Annotated in this window: 12 protein-coding genes and 5 pseudogenes; 13 read left to right on the top strand and 4 right to left on the bottom strand. The window is 58.9% G+C overall.

From position 1 onward, the window contains the following. Positions 1–5 precede the first annotated feature (5 nt). From P6U16_RS22795 to P6U16_RS22770, 6 genes are all read left to right on the top strand, one after another. Entirely contained in the window at positions 6–1,472 is a 1,467-nt protein-coding gene (locus P6U16_RS22795) for an aldehyde dehydrogenase (RefSeq protein ID WP_277704591.1), read from the top strand. Positions 1,473–1,477: 5 nt separating this feature from the next. Further along, positions 1,478–1,807 carry an NIPSNAP family protein gene (locus P6U16_RS22790; RefSeq protein WP_277704590.1) on the top strand — a complete coding sequence of 110 codons (330 nt, stop codon included), beginning with the start codon at positions 1,478–1,480 and terminating at the stop codon, positions 1,805–1,807. Between the two features lie 135 nt (positions 1,808–1,942). Continuing rightward, positions 1,943–2,953 (top strand): ABC transporter substrate-binding protein, encoded by a 1,011-nt coding sequence (locus P6U16_RS22785; protein WP_277704589.1) that lies wholly within the window; start codon positions 1,943–1,945, stop codon positions 2,951–2,953. 73 nt (positions 2,954–3,026) lie between these two features. Next, positions 3,027–3,902, top strand: a complete 876-nt coding sequence (locus tag P6U16_RS22780; protein WP_277704588.1) for an ABC transporter permease — start codon at positions 3,027–3,029, stop codon at positions 3,900–3,902. Between the two features lies 1 nt (position 3,903). Continuing rightward, a complete protein-coding gene (locus tag P6U16_RS22775) occupies positions 3,904–4,704 on the top strand; it encodes an ABC transporter permease (RefSeq protein WP_277704587.1) in 801 nt (266 codons plus the stop codon). Then, on the top strand, positions 4,701–5,789 hold the full coding sequence (locus P6U16_RS22770; protein ID WP_277704586.1) for an ABC transporter ATP-binding protein: 1,089 nt from the start codon (positions 4,701–4,703) through the stop codon (positions 5,787–5,789). Before P6U16_RS22775 ends, P6U16_RS22770 begins: the two co-directional genes overlap by 4 nt. Before the next feature lie 86 nt (positions 5,790–5,875). Here P6U16_RS22770 and P6U16_RS22765 read toward each other — a convergent pair. Both P6U16_RS22765 and P6U16_RS22760 read right to left on the bottom strand, forming a co-directional pair. Then, positions 5,876–6,136: pseudogene (locus tag P6U16_RS22765) on the bottom strand (ATP-binding cassette domain-containing protein); the annotation flags it as partial. 217 nt (positions 6,137–6,353) lie between these two features. Beyond that, positions 6,354–7,124, bottom strand: a complete 771-nt coding sequence (locus tag P6U16_RS22760; protein WP_277704585.1) for an AraC family transcriptional regulator — start codon at positions 7,122–7,124, stop codon at positions 6,354–6,356. A 792-nt stretch (positions 7,125–7,916) separates the two neighbouring features. Between P6U16_RS22760 and P6U16_RS22755 the strand changes: the two genes are divergently transcribed. After that, positions 7,917–8,654 (top strand): hypothetical protein, encoded by a 738-nt coding sequence (locus tag P6U16_RS22755; RefSeq protein WP_277704584.1) that lies wholly within the window; start codon positions 7,917–7,919, stop codon positions 8,652–8,654. A gap of 6 nt (positions 8,655–8,660) precedes the next feature. On the opposite strand, the gene P6U16_RS22750 is transcribed toward P6U16_RS22755, so the two are convergent. Further along, on the bottom strand, positions 8,661–10,034 hold the full coding sequence (locus P6U16_RS22750) for an ISNCY family transposase (protein ID WP_277704583.1): 1,374 nt from the start codon (positions 10,032–10,034) through the stop codon (positions 8,661–8,663). 295 nt (positions 10,035–10,329) lie between these two features. Continuing rightward, on the bottom strand, positions 10,330–11,757 hold the full coding sequence (locus P6U16_RS22745; RefSeq protein ID WP_277704582.1) for an ISNCY family transposase: 1,428 nt from the start codon (positions 11,755–11,757) through the stop codon (positions 10,330–10,332). Positions 11,758–12,378: 621 nt separating this feature from the next. Here P6U16_RS22745 and P6U16_RS22740 point away from each other — a divergent pair. The 6 genes and pseudogenes from P6U16_RS22740 to P6U16_RS22715 form a co-directional block, all read left to right on the top strand. After that, a pseudogene (locus P6U16_RS22740) lies at positions 12,379–12,804 on the top strand (DDE-type integrase/transposase/recombinase); the annotation flags it as partial. Positions 12,805–12,845: 41 nt separating this feature from the next. Next, a pseudogene (locus P6U16_RS22735) lies at positions 12,846–12,959 on the top strand (IS5/IS1182 family transposase); the annotation flags it as partial. 263 nt (positions 12,960–13,222) lie between these two features. Next, positions 13,223–13,477 carry a type II toxin-antitoxin system VapB family antitoxin gene (locus tag P6U16_RS22730; protein WP_277704581.1) on the top strand — a complete coding sequence of 85 codons (255 nt, stop codon included), beginning with the start codon at positions 13,223–13,225 and terminating at the stop codon, positions 13,475–13,477. Then, the gene (locus tag P6U16_RS22725) at positions 13,477–13,863 is read left to right on the top strand and encodes a type II toxin-antitoxin system VapC family toxin (protein ID WP_277704580.1); all 387 of its coding nucleotides are present in this window, start codon (positions 13,477–13,479) and stop codon (positions 13,861–13,863) included. Before P6U16_RS22730 ends, P6U16_RS22725 begins: the two co-directional genes overlap by 1 nt. Positions 13,864–14,582: 719 nt before the next feature. Then, positions 14,583–15,856 (top strand): annotated as a pseudogene (locus P6U16_RS22720) (recombinase family protein); the annotation flags it as partial. Then, positions 15,844–16,147, top strand: a pseudogene (locus P6U16_RS22715) (FtsX-like permease family protein); the annotation flags it as partial. The pseudogenes P6U16_RS22720 and P6U16_RS22715, both read left to right, overlap by 13 nt.

Raw genomic sequence — 16,147 nt, 5'->3', positions numbered from 1 at the left:
ACGGGATGCGCCAGTTTCAATGCTACATCAATGGTCGGTTCGAGGACGGCGAAGCCCGTTTCGACAGCGTTGATCCCGCGACCGGCAAGCCATGGGCCCAAATGCCGGAGAGCCGCGCCGGCGATGTCGACCGCGCAGTCGAGTCGGCGCATGATGCACTTTACGGCAATGGTCCCTGGGCGCGCATGACGGCCACGCAACGCGGCAAGCTGCTTTATCGGCTGGCCGATCTCGTCGCCGCCAATGCGCCTCGGCTGGCGGAGATCGAGACGCGCGATACCGGCAAGATCATCCGCGAAACCTCCTCGCAGATCGCCTATGTTGCCGATTATTATCGTTACTATGCGGGCCTCGCGGACAAGCTCGAAGGGTCTACTCTCCCAATCGACAAGCCTGACATGGATGTCTGGCTCAGACGCGAGCCAGTGGGGGTCGTTGCGGCCATCGTGCCCTGGAACAGCCAGCTGTTTCTGGCGGCCGTCAAGATCGGCCCGGCACTTGCAGCCGGTTGCACGCTGGTGGTCAAGGCCTCCGAAGACGGTCCGGGGCCGCTGCTGGAATTCGCCCGACTGGTAGACGAGGCGAGTTTTCCGGCCGGTGTCGTCAATATCGTCACAGGCTTCGGGGGCACCTGCGGCACGGCGCTGACCACCCATCCCAAGGTTGCACATATCGCTTTCACCGGCGGCGCCGAAACCGCGCGCCATATCGTCCGTGGTTCCGCGGAAAACCTCGCTTCGACGTCGCTGGAACTCGGCGGCAAGTCGCCGCTTCTGGTCTTTGCCGATGCCGATCTTGAAAGTGCTGCCAATGCGCAGATCGCCGGCATTTTCGCGGCCACCGGTCAAAGTTGCGTCGCGGCATCCCGGCTTATCGTCGAGCGCAGTGTCAAGGATCGTTTTCTCGCCATCCTGTCTGCTAAGGCTGAAGCCATCCGCATCGGTTCCCCGTTGTCGATGGAGACTGAGGTCGGTCCCCTTGCCACCGAGCGCCAGCGCCGACACATTGAAACACTAGTCGCAGCTTCGCTCGATGCAGGCGCGCGGCTGGTCACGGGTGGCTCGGAACCGGAAGGCGAGGGATATTTTTATCCCCCGACCATTCTCGATTGCGATCACGTCCGCTCGCCGTCGATGGACAAGGAATTTTTCGGTCCGGTGCTTTCCGTCGTATCCTTCGACACCGAGGCGGAAGCCCTGGCGCTTGCCAACGACACGCCCTATGGCCTCGCATCCGGCATCTTCACGCAGAACCTGACCCGCGCCCATAGGCTGATGAAATCGATCCGGGCGGGCATCGTCTGGGTCAATACCTATCGCGCGGTGTCGCCGATCGCACCGTTCGGCGGCTCCGGCCTGTCGGGTGATGGCAGGGAAGGGGGCATCGAGGCCGCACTGGGCTACACCCGCACCAAAACGATCTGGCTGAGAACCTCCGACGACCCGATCCCCGATCCCTTCGTGATGCGGTGACCGGCATGTTTTACGAGATCCGCACCTACCGGCTGAAAAACGGTGCCATCCCGACCTATCTCAAGGTCGTCGAAGACGAAGGCATCGCCATCCAGAAGCAGCACCTCGGCGAACTCGTGGGCTATTTCTTCTCCGAAATAGGACCCATCAACGAAATCGTCCACATCTGGGCCTTCACAAGTCTTGATGATCGCGAGGCGCGGCGTGGACGGCTGATGGCCGATCCGGCCTGGCAGGTCTTTCTCCCGAAAATCCGCGACCTGATCGAGGTGGCCGAAAACAAGATCATGAAACCGGCAGCCTTCTCGCCAGTGGGAGGAGCGCGCCCGGTCTGAGCCGGGCAGGGGCCTTAGGCCCAGAACATTTCAGGGCACGACATCATCGTCTGGGGAAAGGAAAAGCCCGGCACGAAACGCGGATGCTTGTCCGGAAAACCGTGAACACAATCATAAGCAACGGAGCAAGGGAACATGAACAACTTTACGATCATCGCGGCATTAGCCGCAACGCTTGGCGTTTCGACAGCAGCCAGCGCCGCCGAACTGGTCTTCACCAGCTGGGGCGGCACGACGCAGGACGTGCAGAAAGCCGCCTGGGCCGACAAGTTTACCGAAAAGACCGGAACGACGGTCGTACAGGACGGCCCAACGGACTACGGCAAGATCAAAGCCATGGTCGAGGCCGCCGGCGTCACCTGGGATGTCGTTGACGTCGAGGGAGATTATGCCGTGCAGGCCGGCAAGGCAGGTCTTCTCGAAAAGCTCGATTTCGCCGTGATCGACAAGACCAAGCTCGATCCGCGCTTCGTTACCGACTATTCCGTCGGCAGCTTCTATTATTCCTTCGTCATCGGCTGCAACAAGGATGCGGTTTCCGCCTGCCCGAAGACATGGGCCGACCTGTTCGACACGGCAAAGTTTCCCGGCAAACGCACCTTCTACAAGTGGTCGGCACCCGGCGTGATCGAGGCGGCGCTTCTGGCCGACGGCGTGGCGGCCGACAAGCTCTATCCGCTTGATCTCGACCGTGCCTTCAAGAAGCTCGACACGATCAAGGCCGACATCGTCTGGTGGTCGGGTGGTGCGCAGTCGCAGCAGCTTCTCGCCTCCGCCGAAGCACCGTTCGGCTCCTTCTGGAACGGCCGCCTGACAGCACTTGCCGCAACCGGCGTCACGGTCGAGACCTCATGGGATCAGAACATCACCGCTGCCGATGCGCTGGTGGTGCCAAAGGGTGCGAAGAACAAAGATGAGGCGATGAAATTCATCGCGCTTGCCACCTCCGCCGAAGCGCAGGCCGAAATGGCCAAGGGCACCGGCTATGCGCCGATCAATGTCGGCTCACCGGCCCTGATGGATGCCGAAGTCGCCAAATCCCTGCCGGACCAGCAGACCGCAAGCCAGGTCAATGCCGATATGGGCTACTGGGCTGAAAACCGCGATGCAATCGGCGAGCGCTGGTACGCCTGGCAGGCACAGTAGCTGAAAACTCATGCAGCGGGCGCGTCTGAGGCGTGCCCGCTCATTTTCCAGATTTCTCGGAAGGAATTTCGGTATGGCTTTGCTGACCGATACGAGCAGCAGTGCAGGCGCGGTAAAGTCGCGTGTCGTACGCCAGTACAATTTTGCGCAGACCCTGCCGGCGCTGCTGCTGATCCTTGTGTTTTTTGTCCTGCCGGTTCTTGCCCTTCTTTTGCGGAGCGTCATGGAACCAGAGCCTGGATTTGGCAATTATGCCGAGCTGCTGGGGACCACCACCTACCTCAAGATCTTTCTCAATACGTTCATCGTTTCGGCCCTCGTCACGGTCGTCTCGCTTCTGATCGGTTTTCCCGTCGCCTGGGCGCTTGCGATCATGCCGTCGCGGCTGTCTACCGTCGTTTTCGCGATCCTGATCCTGTCGATGTGGACCAATCTTCTGACGCGGACTTATGCCTGGATGGTGCTCCTGCAACGAACCGGCGTGATCAACAAGACGCTGATGGGCCTGGGGCTGATCAATGAACCCCTGCCGCTCGTCAACAACCTCATCGGCGTCACGATCGGCATGACCTACATCATGCTGCCTTTCATCATCCTTCCCCTCTACGGCGTCATCCGTCGCATCGACCCGGCGATCCTGCAGGCGGCAGCGCTTTGCGGGGCCACACGTTTTCAGGCGCTCACCCGCATCCTCATACCGCTTGCCGCTCCCGGCATGGTATCAGGCGCGCTGATGGTCTTTGTCATGTCGCTTGGCTATTTCGTCACGCCGGCCCTGTTGGGCGGGACGGCAAACATGATGCTCGCCGAACTTATCGCCCAGTTCGTGCAATCGCTCGTCAATTGGGGCATGGGCGGGGCGGCAGCCCTTGTGTTGCTCGTCGTGACGCTGACGCTCTACGCCATACAGCTTCGGCTGTTCGGCCCCGCCCGCATTGGGGAGCGCTAACATGCTCTTAAATTTCGACCGGCTCGGCGCCTGGAAATGGATATTATTGGCGATCACCGGCCTGACGGCGGCTTTTCTCATCCTGCCGATCCTGTTTATCGCGGCCCTTTCCTTTGGCTCTTCTCAATGGCTGATCTTCCCGCCGCCTTCCTGGACCTTGCGCTGGTATGCGGACTTCTTCGCCGACCCACGCTGGCTGGAAGCCGCCTGGACGAGTTTTCGGATAGCTGCCATCGTCACTGTGCTGTCCGTTCTGATCGGGCTCGTCGCCTCCTTCGGTCTTGTGCGCGGCCGGTTCATCGGCAAGGAGGCGCTGAGGGCGCTTTTCCTCACACCGATGATCCTGCCGGTTGTCGTGCTGGCCGTTGCGCTCTACGCTTTCTTCCTGCGCATCGGACTGAACGGCACGACCACCGGGTTTGTCATCGCCCATCTCGTGGTGGCGCTTCCTTTTTCCATTCTTTCGATCACCAATGTGCTTGAGGGCTTCGACAAGTCGATCGAAGACGCTGCCGTGCTCTGCGGTGCCCATCCCCTGGAGGCTAAGATCCGTGTGACGTTGCCGGCGATCAGCCACGGCCTGTTTTCGGCAGCCGTGTTCTCGTTCCTCACCTCCTGGGACGAGGTCGTGCTGGCAATCTTCATGGCGAGCCCGACCTTGCAGACACTGCCGGTTAAGATCTGGGCGACGCTGCGGCAGGACCTGACCCCCGTAGTCGCGGCCGCCTCGACGCTTCTCATCATCGTTACCATCGCCCTGATGCTTCTGGCTGCACTGGTGCGCAAAGGATTGAAATCATGACGGAACCCTTCCTGCACATCGAAGGCCTGCGCAAGGATTACGGCATCGTCACGGCAGTCCAGAATATCAACCTGACTGTTGAGCGCGGCGAGTTCATGACCTTTCTCGGCCCGTCCGGCTCGGGTAAGAGCACGACGCTCTATATCCTCGCCGGCTTCGAAAATCCGACCGCAGGCGATATTCTTCTCGATGGCAAGAGCCTGATTGCTACGCCATCGCACAAGCGCAATATCGGCATGGTGTTCCAGCGCTACACCCTGTTCCCACATCTCTCCGTCGGCGAGAACATTGCCTTTCCGCTCAAGGTACGGCGCTGGGGCAAGGCGGCGATCGATGCACGGGTGCGGGAGATGTTGCGGCTCGTCCGGCTCGAAGGCTTCGAGGAGCGCAAGCCGGCACAGATGTCGGGTGGTCAGCAGCAGCGCGTGGCGCTCGCCAGGGCGCTGGCCTACGATCCGCCGGTGCTCCTGATGGACGAGCCGCTCTCGGCGCTCGACAAAAAACTGCGAGAAGAAATCCAGCATGAAATCCGCCGTATTCATCAGGAAACGGAAGTCACGATCCTATACGTGACGCATGATCAGGAGGAGGCGCTGCGGCTTTCCGACCGTATCGCGGTGTTCTCGAAAGGGGTCATCGATCAGATCGGCACTGGGCCTGAGCTCTACGCCAATCCTTCAACCCGCTTTGTCGCAGAATTCATCGGCGACAGTGATTTTGTCACCTGCAAGATTCTGTCGATGCGGGACGGTCTTGCGGATCTGTCGATAGGCGCCGGGGCGCCGATCGCCGGCGTGCCTGTGCACGGAATCGCGACCGCGGGTGGGACAGCATCCCTGATGCTGAGACCGGAACGCCTTACCCTAACGCGCGGCACAGCGCCCCAAGCCATGCCAAGCCTTCCCGCCGCTGTCCTCGACATTACCTTTCTGGGAAGCAACATCCACGTTGCCGCATCTACGGGGTCCGGCGAAACGCTCTCGGTGCGCTTGCCCTTTGGCCATCCAGCAACGGCGGGGCTTTCGCGCGGCGACACGGTCTTCCTGGGGTTCGACCCGGCAGGCGCCCATGTCTTTTGCGGCTAAAGGGGGCCAGAGATTGAAATTCTGCCGCCCGACGCCAAGCGTCTTGGGTAGCTCGTTGATTTCCTTCCCGCCGGTCAACCCGCCCGCATTTTCACTTGCCGTCCAGAAACCCAGATCTCACCCGCCTTTGGCTCCTCCAGAAAACTCAGGCAGCGCAGGAGCGTGCTTTTTCCTGAACCGCTGCTGCCGAGGATGGAGATGACGTCGCCACGCTGAGCCTGGAGGGACAGACCCTTGATGACTTCGAGTTGGCCGAAGCGCTTTTTCAAATCGACTACGCAGAGTGCTGCCGTCGTCGTCTCAGATTGAACCGGTTCGAAATTCTCGGCGGCAGGTTTGGTGTTCACTGGAATGATCCTCGGCGGTCTTTTGTCGAGGATGCAATGTCTAAGGCGCTCGCGCTTGCAGCGTTTGATACGACTGCGCGATCTGATAAATCATGCGCCGGATTTGTCGCGCCAGGCGCCACGGTATCCGATCGGTGTTGTTCCCACCCCCGCCTAAAGGCATTTGAAAAGTGACTTGAGCTCGAAAACCCAGATGCCAGAGCGACCTCGGTGACAGTCATAGACGAGTGACGAAGATACTCTTTCGCCCTCTCGACCCGGCGATGAATGATGAAGGCGTGTGGTGGAGAGCCAAGCGTCGCCCTGAATGCCCGGCAGAAGTGGGGATGCTCAGACCGGCAAGAGCCGCAAGTTGTTGGAGAGACAGGTTGGTGGCGAGATCGTCCTCAATTCTCTGTAGGACGCGGGCTAAGTTCGCCGATGCCAATCCGCCCTTGCGAGCAGGTTGCACATATCTTTGCTTGCGCACCAGTTGCGCGAAAATTGTGGCGGCATAACTTTCGACGATCAGCGTACTCAGGGGATATCGCCCGTCCAGCTCCGCCGCTATTGCGCGACCCGCGTTCATGATGACTGAGTCTTCGCATCCGAGATCGGGCGAAAGCGACGGCAGATCACTTGATAAGGTTCGCTCAAAAAGCTTGGTGACGAAGACTCGCTCCACTGAAATTGAAAGATAGGCGGCGGTCGCGTCGCCAGCTTCCCATCCACTCCAGCGACATCCGGCAGGTACGAAGAGGACTGCACCAGGCCTTCTAGGCACGAAAGCAGTGGGCTTGCCATCCAGGAAATACTCACCGCGTTCCGAATTTCCCTTCAAATTGAGGAGAATGAGGTGGCGGGTGGATGTGATGTCAGTCTCTTCCTTTGCGAGCCCCGTTCGGCGCACAAGGTCGGCATGGACTCGGCCCCAAGACCGTCTTTGGCGAGAGAATGTTCGGCAATTGCCAGACTTGAAAAAGGCCGCCAGAGACTCATGATTCTGCATCGGTCGCTCCCCGGAATGAGAGTTAGTCGCGGTACGCCCCCGCGAAACTCACTAAACCTCCGAATGATCGGGGAGTTCGAAACTGTACGAGACAGCCCTGCGGCCTTTAGTTCCGGGGAACCTGGACATACGCCACAGGCTCCCCGACCCGAAAGGTCAGAGAGTTCGATGCTGTTTCGATCAGCACCAGTCGCTCGTAGGGGTTTCGACGCCCCGAGACAGCGCGTACTGCCTCATGCTTCTAAATATTCGACGTTGTGGTGCTCCGCTAGTCATTTGGGACAAGAATCTTCGTAGATCGGGAGATCAGGACCAGATTATTGAAATTTGGCACCATTTCATTAACGGCAGGGGATGGGTGCTCTCAATGAAACGCATAATTCTTTCTGCGACATGGTGATCAGAAAGGACATGACGACTCTAACTGCTCGTGGTCTCGACCAGGCTGAAGATCGTCATCCTTGCTCCCAACGTTGGCTTTGACCAGTGCGTCGAGAGGCGAGACTGTCGCATCTCTACAGACAATGTGGCGGCAGGGTTGGAATGTCCGCCGTGGTGCAAAGTTGAAATGTCACTTTGGCAGCGTCTTCAGCCCGTTAGACATGCGACAGTCGACATGTCCCGTTGCACAGAAGCAAGCCCCCGACCGGACCGGCTGGGCCGGGTTGTAAGGGAAGGGCGGGGGCGGGTGAGACGCTCCCCTTCGGCTTTAGCTTTCTCACTGGCAATTGTTCCGTTGTCGGTCGATACTCGCGGCACCTGCATGGGGCAGGCGAGGGATCAAGCCGCACGATGCTTCCGGAAATCAAGCTGCAGGGTGACGTCAATGTCGCCGCGCTGTCACCCCTTGTTCGCGGCATGCTTCTTTCGGTCGCCTATGCTGACGGTGAGGGTGGCATAGGATTGACGGCGACCGGCGCCATGAACCGCAAGTTCGTGAATTGGGCCGCCGTACACTTCCTGTGGCCGGGGTATACTGCCGAAGACCTCTACAGCATGAACAAGGTGCTCAATGAGAGCGACGTGCCGCCGCTCTGGGTCGTGCGCGACATGGCCCGTCATCTAAAACTTCTTCGCCGGAAAAAGGATGTGCTGCTGCCAACCAGACGCGGCCGGGAGTTTCTGGTGAACCCACAAGCCTTCTTCGATCTGATCGCCACGGAGTATCTCTATTCCTATATCCACGACGCGGAACGTGAACAGGCTGTTCACGCACGGTTACGTTGGTGGCGCATGTTTCTGAACCTTCTCAACATCAAAACCAGAGAAGGGTGTGCCCCAATGGATGTTCTCAAAATCCTCCGTCCAGACCTGGTGCCTTTGACGGAAAACGAAATGACCATAGAAGCCTGGCAGTTGAAATCCGACCTCCAGTATGGCGTCTTTCGGCGCTTGTGCTGGTTGGGTTTACTCTATGAAGCCCGCGAAGGGCTCACGCTTCTTCAGGATGGAACCTTCCACAAGACGCCACTTTGGCCAGCCTGCCTGCAATTGGAATCGGATACGCAAAGTGACATCGGCGTGCATTGACGATCTTTAGTCCGCAGCTGGCTGTCTCAATAACGCTTTCTCTCGCCGCGCGATCACCACCGGATCATTCATGGAGTCCGTCCGCTTGCCTGGCTTGCGTCCACGTGGTTTGTAGCCAATCTTCTCGCTGTTGGTCTTCACCTTCGGCCTTACATCCTGGTCCTGGCGCTCTTTGACATAGGCCAGCACTTCGCCGAGCCGCTTGTTCTCGGTAATGGCCGCATGCGTCACCCGCTGGTCCTTGTCGAACACCCGATAGGCCAGGGAATACCCCTTCCAGCGCACATCCAGCCGACCGTCGGTATAGGCATAGGTCTCGACATAACGACCGACCAGACCGCGTGTCACCTCGGTCTCCTCCAGCATGATCCGCTTGCGCTCGAACGAAAACGTCAGCTGCGATCCGACATAACGCTGCTCGCGCTTGCACAGGATCTCGGCCAATCGATCCGGCACCAGATTCAGCGGCCGGTGCAAATCATCGGGTCGGGCAGGGACGACTGAAAATCGCGCATTGTAACGGTCCATGAAACTCGACAGAAACGCGTTGCCAGCCTTCATGTTATCGATCCCGGCCAGCCGCAGTGCCTTGACCAATCGATCCTGCAGTGTCCTGTTCATCCGCTCGACACGCCCCTTGGCCTGACTCGAATTTGCGCAGAGAATCTCGATGTTTAGCTCGCAGAGCGCACGCCCGAACTGGGTCATGCCCTGGCCGCCCTTGGCATCCTTCTTTGCCACCCGGAACACCGAATGCTTGTCCGAATAGAACGCAACCGGTGCACCGTGATCCTGCAGATAGAGCTCGAGCGCCTCGAAATAACTAAACGCACTTTCCGATCGAACGAGCCGTAGCTGCATCAGCTTGCCGGTCGCATCGTCGATGAACACTAAAAGCGTGCAAGGATCACTCCGGTCTTCGAACCACCGATGATCCGAACCGTCAATCTGTACCAGCTCGCCATAGGCCTCGCGCCGCGATCGCGGTTGATGAAACGTCCGACGCTGCTTGCGCGAAAGCCAGATGCCAGCAGCCGTCATCCACTTCCGTAACGTCTCGCGCGACACACGCAGCCCATCACGTTCAGCCAGCATCTCTGAAGCCAGAGTCGGACCGAAGTCCGCATAACACTCCCGAACCAGCGTCACCGCATAATCACGAATACCATCACTGATCCGATTGTTCGACGGCCGGCCGATTGCCTTGTGCCGGACCGTTGCCGCACCTCCAGTACGGATACGTTCCAGAAGACGACGGACCTGGCGCTCGCTCAGGTCAAGTACATGCGCGGCCGTCACCATCGACATCCCGCCGGCCACCACCTTCGACAAAACTTCGATCCGCTGCAGGTCACGCTCGCTCATCGCAATCAATCCCATCTGCAATCTCCCAGACGTCAATCAGACCCGGGGAGTGTGACATTCTAATATTGCAGAAACAGGACACTTCAACTTTGCGGCTACAATACCTGTCACAGCTATTTAAAGATGAGACAAAGTAAGAAATTTAGAGACGCGACACCATCCTATTCGTTATTGCTGATTTTGCAAGATTCTATATTTGACGATACACAGACGTACGCCGCCGCCCGGGTGGAGCTGGTCGGGGTTGCGTAGGCCGGGCGGCGGCGGATGGCTCCAGCTGGAAGAGTAAACTTTAGCTTTGACACCCCGATCACTCCGCCGCTTTCAACTGCGCAAGGGCTTGCTCTCGCCGGGCGATTACCACTGGATCATTGGTAAAATCCGTCCTCCTGCCAGGCTTGCTGCCGCGCTTTTGGTAGCCATTGGCTGTACTGCCGTCGCGAATGCCGAACATATGGTCGGTCTGACCGGTGCGGCGTGGTCCACTCTGGCTGCGCTGTTGCTCACGTCCGGCCTGCATCTCGGCCACCAGGGCCAGCATGTCATCAAGCCGCTTGTTCTCAACCACCTCGGAGCGGTGCACCGAGCGCAGCGTGTCGAAGGTTTTGTAGGGCAGGGACGTCCCCTCGTGGGTGATCTCGAGGCGACCATCGGGATAGTCGCAGACAACGACCTTGTTACCGGCGAGCGTCTTGGCGAGATCCGTCGGATCGAGGATGAACAGCACCTTGTCATAGCGCAGCGTCAGGGCCTGTGACAGCTTGCGCACTTCCTTGCGGCACATGGCGCGATCGAGGTTCTCATGCGCGGCAAACGACCGATGCATGTCCTTCGGATTGCGAGGCTCCTTGCCAAAGCGGCGATTGAAGTCGGCCATGAATTCCGACGCATAGGCATTGGCCGCCGCGATCGTGTCGATGCCACGCAGCCGTAACTCCTTCACCAGCCGATCCTGCAGCGTCTGGTTGGCGCGCTCGACGCGCCCTTTGGCCTGCGGGCTATTGGCGCAGATGATGTCGATGTTGAGCTCATAAAGCGCCCGCCCGAATTGTGTCAGGCCACTGGTTCTGTCCTGCTGCGAAGCATGGGTGGTGCGGAAAACCCCATGCTTGTCGCTGTAGAACGCGATCGGCTTGCCCCATTGCTGCAGGTAAGCCTTCGTCGCGTGCAGATAGTCGAAGGTGTTCTCCGAGCCGGCAAAGCGCAGATGCAACAGCTTGCCGGTGGCATCGTCGATATAGACGAGCAGGGCGCATTTGGGACCGCGGTTCTCAAACCACCAGTGATGCGACCCATCAATCTGCACAAGTTCGCCAAAGCAGTCGCGCCGGCCGCGCGGCTGGAAAACCCGCTTCTTGCGTTCGCGGCGCGTCACCCAGATGCCGGCTTCCATCATCCACTGACGCAGCGTCTCCTTGCTGACGGCAATCCGGTGGCGCTCGAGCAGCTTCTCGGCGGCCAGGGTCGGTCCGAAATCCACGTAATGCTCACGCACCAAGTCGAGCACCAGGTTGCGGAAGTCCTCGCTGTGACGCCGGTTGCTCGCACGGCCGCGTTTCTTCGAGACAAGACCATCGGCGCCGGCCAGGTCATAGGCTTGCAACAGACGGTGGACCTGACTGCGGCTGAGACCGAGCAACCCAGCCGCCTCGACGACAGTCAGCCTCCGAGCCCGAATCTGCTGGATTAGTTCAAGACGATGCAATTCCTTCTGAGACATAACAATCAAACAAGACATGACGACTCCGAACACAGATGGCCTCGACCACGATGCACGTCGCTTATCTTGCTTCCCAATGCTGACGTTCGACCAGCATCCCAAGAGGCGACGACTGTCGCGTCTCTAACTAGCCTATATGTCGCATTTCTAAAATGCCGCTACAGACAAAGATCACATAAGATAGATTATGGAACATGATCTGGATTGAGTCCGGAACGCTCGATTAGCCATGCGTCGTCTGCATCTGCTCAATTACATGCAACGACTATCAGCGACGGAGCGGAAATAGAGACACTGCGTCTTGCGGTGGAGACGGATCGCGCTAAGGAAACGCGAATAGACATCAATCGTACGCAACGTCAAATGGCCAGCCCAACTGGTTTCCGGTGGTGCTTGCGTGGAATGGGAGTTCCAACGAAAGAGAAATTCATTACCTTCGATTCTTTGGCATGCGTGATTGTTGGCGTCGATGCATGCATGCATGCAACGCTGGCGCGCCAGCGAACGGATGTGTTTGACGGGCACTGTAGCGTTAACCGAGAAACGATGATGTGGGATCTGTCGGCATGACCAGATCTGCACGTGATCCTCTCTATCGTCGCCACCGGTTCCAGCGGAAGTGATTGCCCATGCCGTAGGCGCGCCGTCGATCAGCATGGCTTCGTCCTCGACGTTCTGGTCCAAAGCCGCCGCGATGCCAGGGCTGCCAAGCGGCTGATGCGCAAGCTTCTGAAAGGGCAAGGCTTTGCCCCGCGCGTTATGATCACCGACAAGCTTCGATCCTATGGTGCAGCGAAGCGGGAGATCATGCCCGGCGTCAAGCATCGTTCGCACAAGGGCCTGAACAATCGGGCGGAGAATTCTCATCAACCTATCCGGCGCCGGGAGAGGATCATGAAGTGGTTCAAGTCACCGCGACAACTCCAGCGCTTCGTTTCAATCCACGACCCGATCGCCAACCTCTTCCAAATTCCCCGCCACCACATTCCATCTCACCATTATCGTGAGCTGGGAGGTGCCGCGATGCAGATGTGGAGCGAGATCGCCCATGTTCAGGTAGCCTGATCGAGACCGCGTGCCGTATCTTGACCCGAGGCCGATAAGTTTACAGTGCCCAACAGACGGAAGCTGCGATCGGCGTCACCATCCTCGACCGAATGCTTGCCTGCGGACGCCCGAAATCCGTTCGTTGCCAAGCCGCGACGGGAGCAACCAAATAATCGGCCCATCAAAGACCGAATTCCGCAAATTTGATGATCCCCGCACCAATGCCCTGCTCTTCTTCGGCGCAGATTTCAAACTAACAGGTATCGAGGCGGCATAATGTCCGAGTCGGCAATTTGTGAGGATTATCGGAGGTCGCGCCCTCCCTCGCTGGGTGGGGTGAGCACCGCGAGAATTCGCGGCCGCAGGTGTCCCGATCGATTGCGTCGTGGAGATCCTTTAGGTATAATATAGATATTGAGGAACCTGGACACCTGCTATGGCGCTAAGTATCAAAGATCCCGAGACGGAGAAACTCGCGCGTGCACTCGCAGCACGCACCGGTGAAACCATCACCATCGCGACGCGGCGCGCGCTGGAAGAGCGCCTCAAGCGAATGGGATCAAACGCGAAGAAAGATGCCCTCATGCAAGACATGGAGGCGATGCAGCGGCGTTTAATCGCTTTGCCTATTCTCGATGACCGCAGTGCTGATGACATCATCGGGTACGACGAAAACGGTCTTCCAAACTGATGGTGATCGACACGTCCGCGATCGTCGCGATCTTCTTCAATGAGCCGGACGCCGCGAACTATCGCGAACGCATCGCCAACGATCCTATCAGGTTCATTTCGGCGGCAACGCTCGTCGAGGCCTCGATGGTGATCGAGGGGCGTTTTGGCGAAGCCGGCGGAGCAGAGCTCGATCTCTGGGTGCACAAGGCAAACGTGGAAGTCGTTGCGGTGACCGCCGAGCACGCCGACCAGGCTCGCCGGGCCTGGCGTCGCTATGGCAAGGGCCGTCATCCCGCTTCACTGAATTACGGGGATTGCTTCTCCTACGCGCTTGCCACGCTGGCCGGCGAGCCGCTTCTCTTCAAGGGTAACGACTTCAAACAGACGAATATCCGAGCGGCATAACAGGTGACGGCGAAATAGTGGCGGAGCAAGAGCAGCCGCCAGAGGTTGCGCCCTCTTGACCTGCCCCCATGCTGGGTCTGGGAGCCCCTGCTGGATGCTGGAGTTGAAGCGGGGCCATTCTGGCGAGGCCACACGGTGGCTTCGTGTGCCGGTGTTTTTAGTTCAGTGATGAATGCAGACGCACGGTGTTGTACAACAAGGCGACGGAACACCCACGGGACCGAGGTTCGGGAGCTTCTGTATCCGTGGCACCCTTGGTCTGGACGGCTCGTCCATATCCATGGGTTGGTGGACAAGGGATCTGCTGTGTTCCACTGCAGTCTTTCGGGTTCGAGGTCATGCCGGCTGCTCGAAGTTCCGGTGTGGATGTTTGACCGAACACTGAGTGCACGTGGTTGGTCTTCCCAATTGCGTATGCCGATTTTGCTTGCCTGCTCGCTTTGGCAAAGTTTCTGGAAGAGGCAGGCACCCCTCGCAAGACGCGGATATGAGCGCAGCATTGATCTCTCACGAAACGAGTCGGGGAGATGTCCATGCCACGCCAGTTCACGACATATCAGTTCGATCTGTTCTCGAGCACACGCAGCGGGAAGACGCCAGCGATGGCGCAATGGCAGACGTTGCCGGAAGGAACACAACAGGCGTAACGGCACTCATCGTGCGGCTGCTCGTCGACCACGCAAACGGCTTGAGCGCGCCCCAGTCGAAGGAGGCCGGTCATGATGCATGAGAAGATCAGTGCCCACCATCTTGAGCGCAGGGCTATTCTGTATGTTCGACAATCGTCGGCTCATCAGGTTCTGCACAACCGCGAAAGTAGCGCCCTTCAATACGCTATGCGTGATCGCTTGAAGGCACTTGGCTGGTCGCGCATCGAAACAGTTGATCAAGATGTTGGCCGTTCGGCAGCCGGGGGCGTAACCCGCGTCGGTTTCGACCGGATGGTCGCCGAGGTCTGCCTTGGAAAGGTTGGGGCGGTTGCAGCACGAGAGGTATCGCGCTTTGCTCGCAACAGCCGCGATTGGCAACAGCTCATCGAGATGTGCCGCGTCGTCGACACCGTTCTGATCGACCAAGAGGCGGTCTATGCTCCGCGCCAGGGTAATGACCGCCTGCTTTTGGGGCTGAAGGGCAGCCTCAACGAGTATGAGCTGGATCTCTTGCGTCAACGCTCTCTTTCCGCCCGCTATGAGAAGGCTCGCCGCGGTGAGCTTGTCGTTACTGTCCCGATTGGATTCTTGAAAGCCCTGACAGGATCGAGAAGGATCCCGACCGGCGCATACAGGAGGCCATTGTGCTCGTCTTCAACAAGGTTGCCGAACTCGGCAGTGCACGACAGGCGCTGCTATGGTTCCTTGAGCAGGGCCTGGACCTGCCGGTCAGGCGCGCCAATGGCGAGGTCACCTGGCGCAGGCCCAATTGCGCAACCATCCATCGGATGATTGAGAACCCGATCTACGGAGGCGCGTATGCTTATGGTAAGCGTCGCTCCGTGCCGGGATACGATGGCCGATCCGGAATTCGCCGCAAGGCGCGCAATGAATTGCTGGCCTTGATCCCGGACGCCCACGAAGGCTATGTCAGTTGGGAACGGGCGGAGGAGATCCGCAAGATGGTCAGCAGTAATGTGCCTGCCAGCCGACATTACGGGGCGCCGAAGCATGGCGACGCTCTTCTTGCCGGCCTTTTCCGTTGTAAGAGGTGCGGGCGGAAGCTGAGGGTCCACTACACTGGAAACAATCATAACATTCCTCGCTATTCCTGCTGGCGTGGCCTGCTCGACAACGGTGAGCCTCGCTGCATCGCCTTCGGCGGCCTGCGGGTCGACGATGCGATCGATGAGATGCTGCTTGGCGTCGTTGAACCGGGAGCCATTGCTGCGAGCGCTGAAGCAGAACGCAACATAGCCAACCGTCGTGATCAAGTGCACGACGCCCTTCAGCGGGATCTCGAGGCGGCGAGCTTTCCGGTCGACCGGGCATTCTGGCAATATTCGAACGCAGCTTCGAGATCGGCGTCCTGAAGACGCTCGGTTTCTCGCGGTTGAGGATCATGGCGCTGGTGCTCGGTGAGAGCCTGTTCGTCTTCGTGGTCGGCGGCGGTATCGGCCTTGCGCTGGCCAAACTTGCGACGGAACTTGCTGGCCCGGAGCTCGGCCTGGTCTTTCCCCCTGATAGCCGCCAAGGCCCTCGCAATCATTGCCGTCCTTGGCCTTGCCACCGGTGCGCTGCAGGCCATAAACGCGATGCGCACTCCTATCCTCAACGCTTTCAGAACGAGGTAG

The sequence above is a fragment of the Rhizobium sp. 32-5/1 genome (genome assembly GCF_029537235.1).
In the GTDB taxonomy this organism is placed as follows: domain Bacteria; phylum Pseudomonadota; class Alphaproteobacteria; order Rhizobiales; family Rhizobiaceae; genus Pararhizobium.
This window is presented reverse-complemented; position numbering and strand designations above follow the sequence as displayed.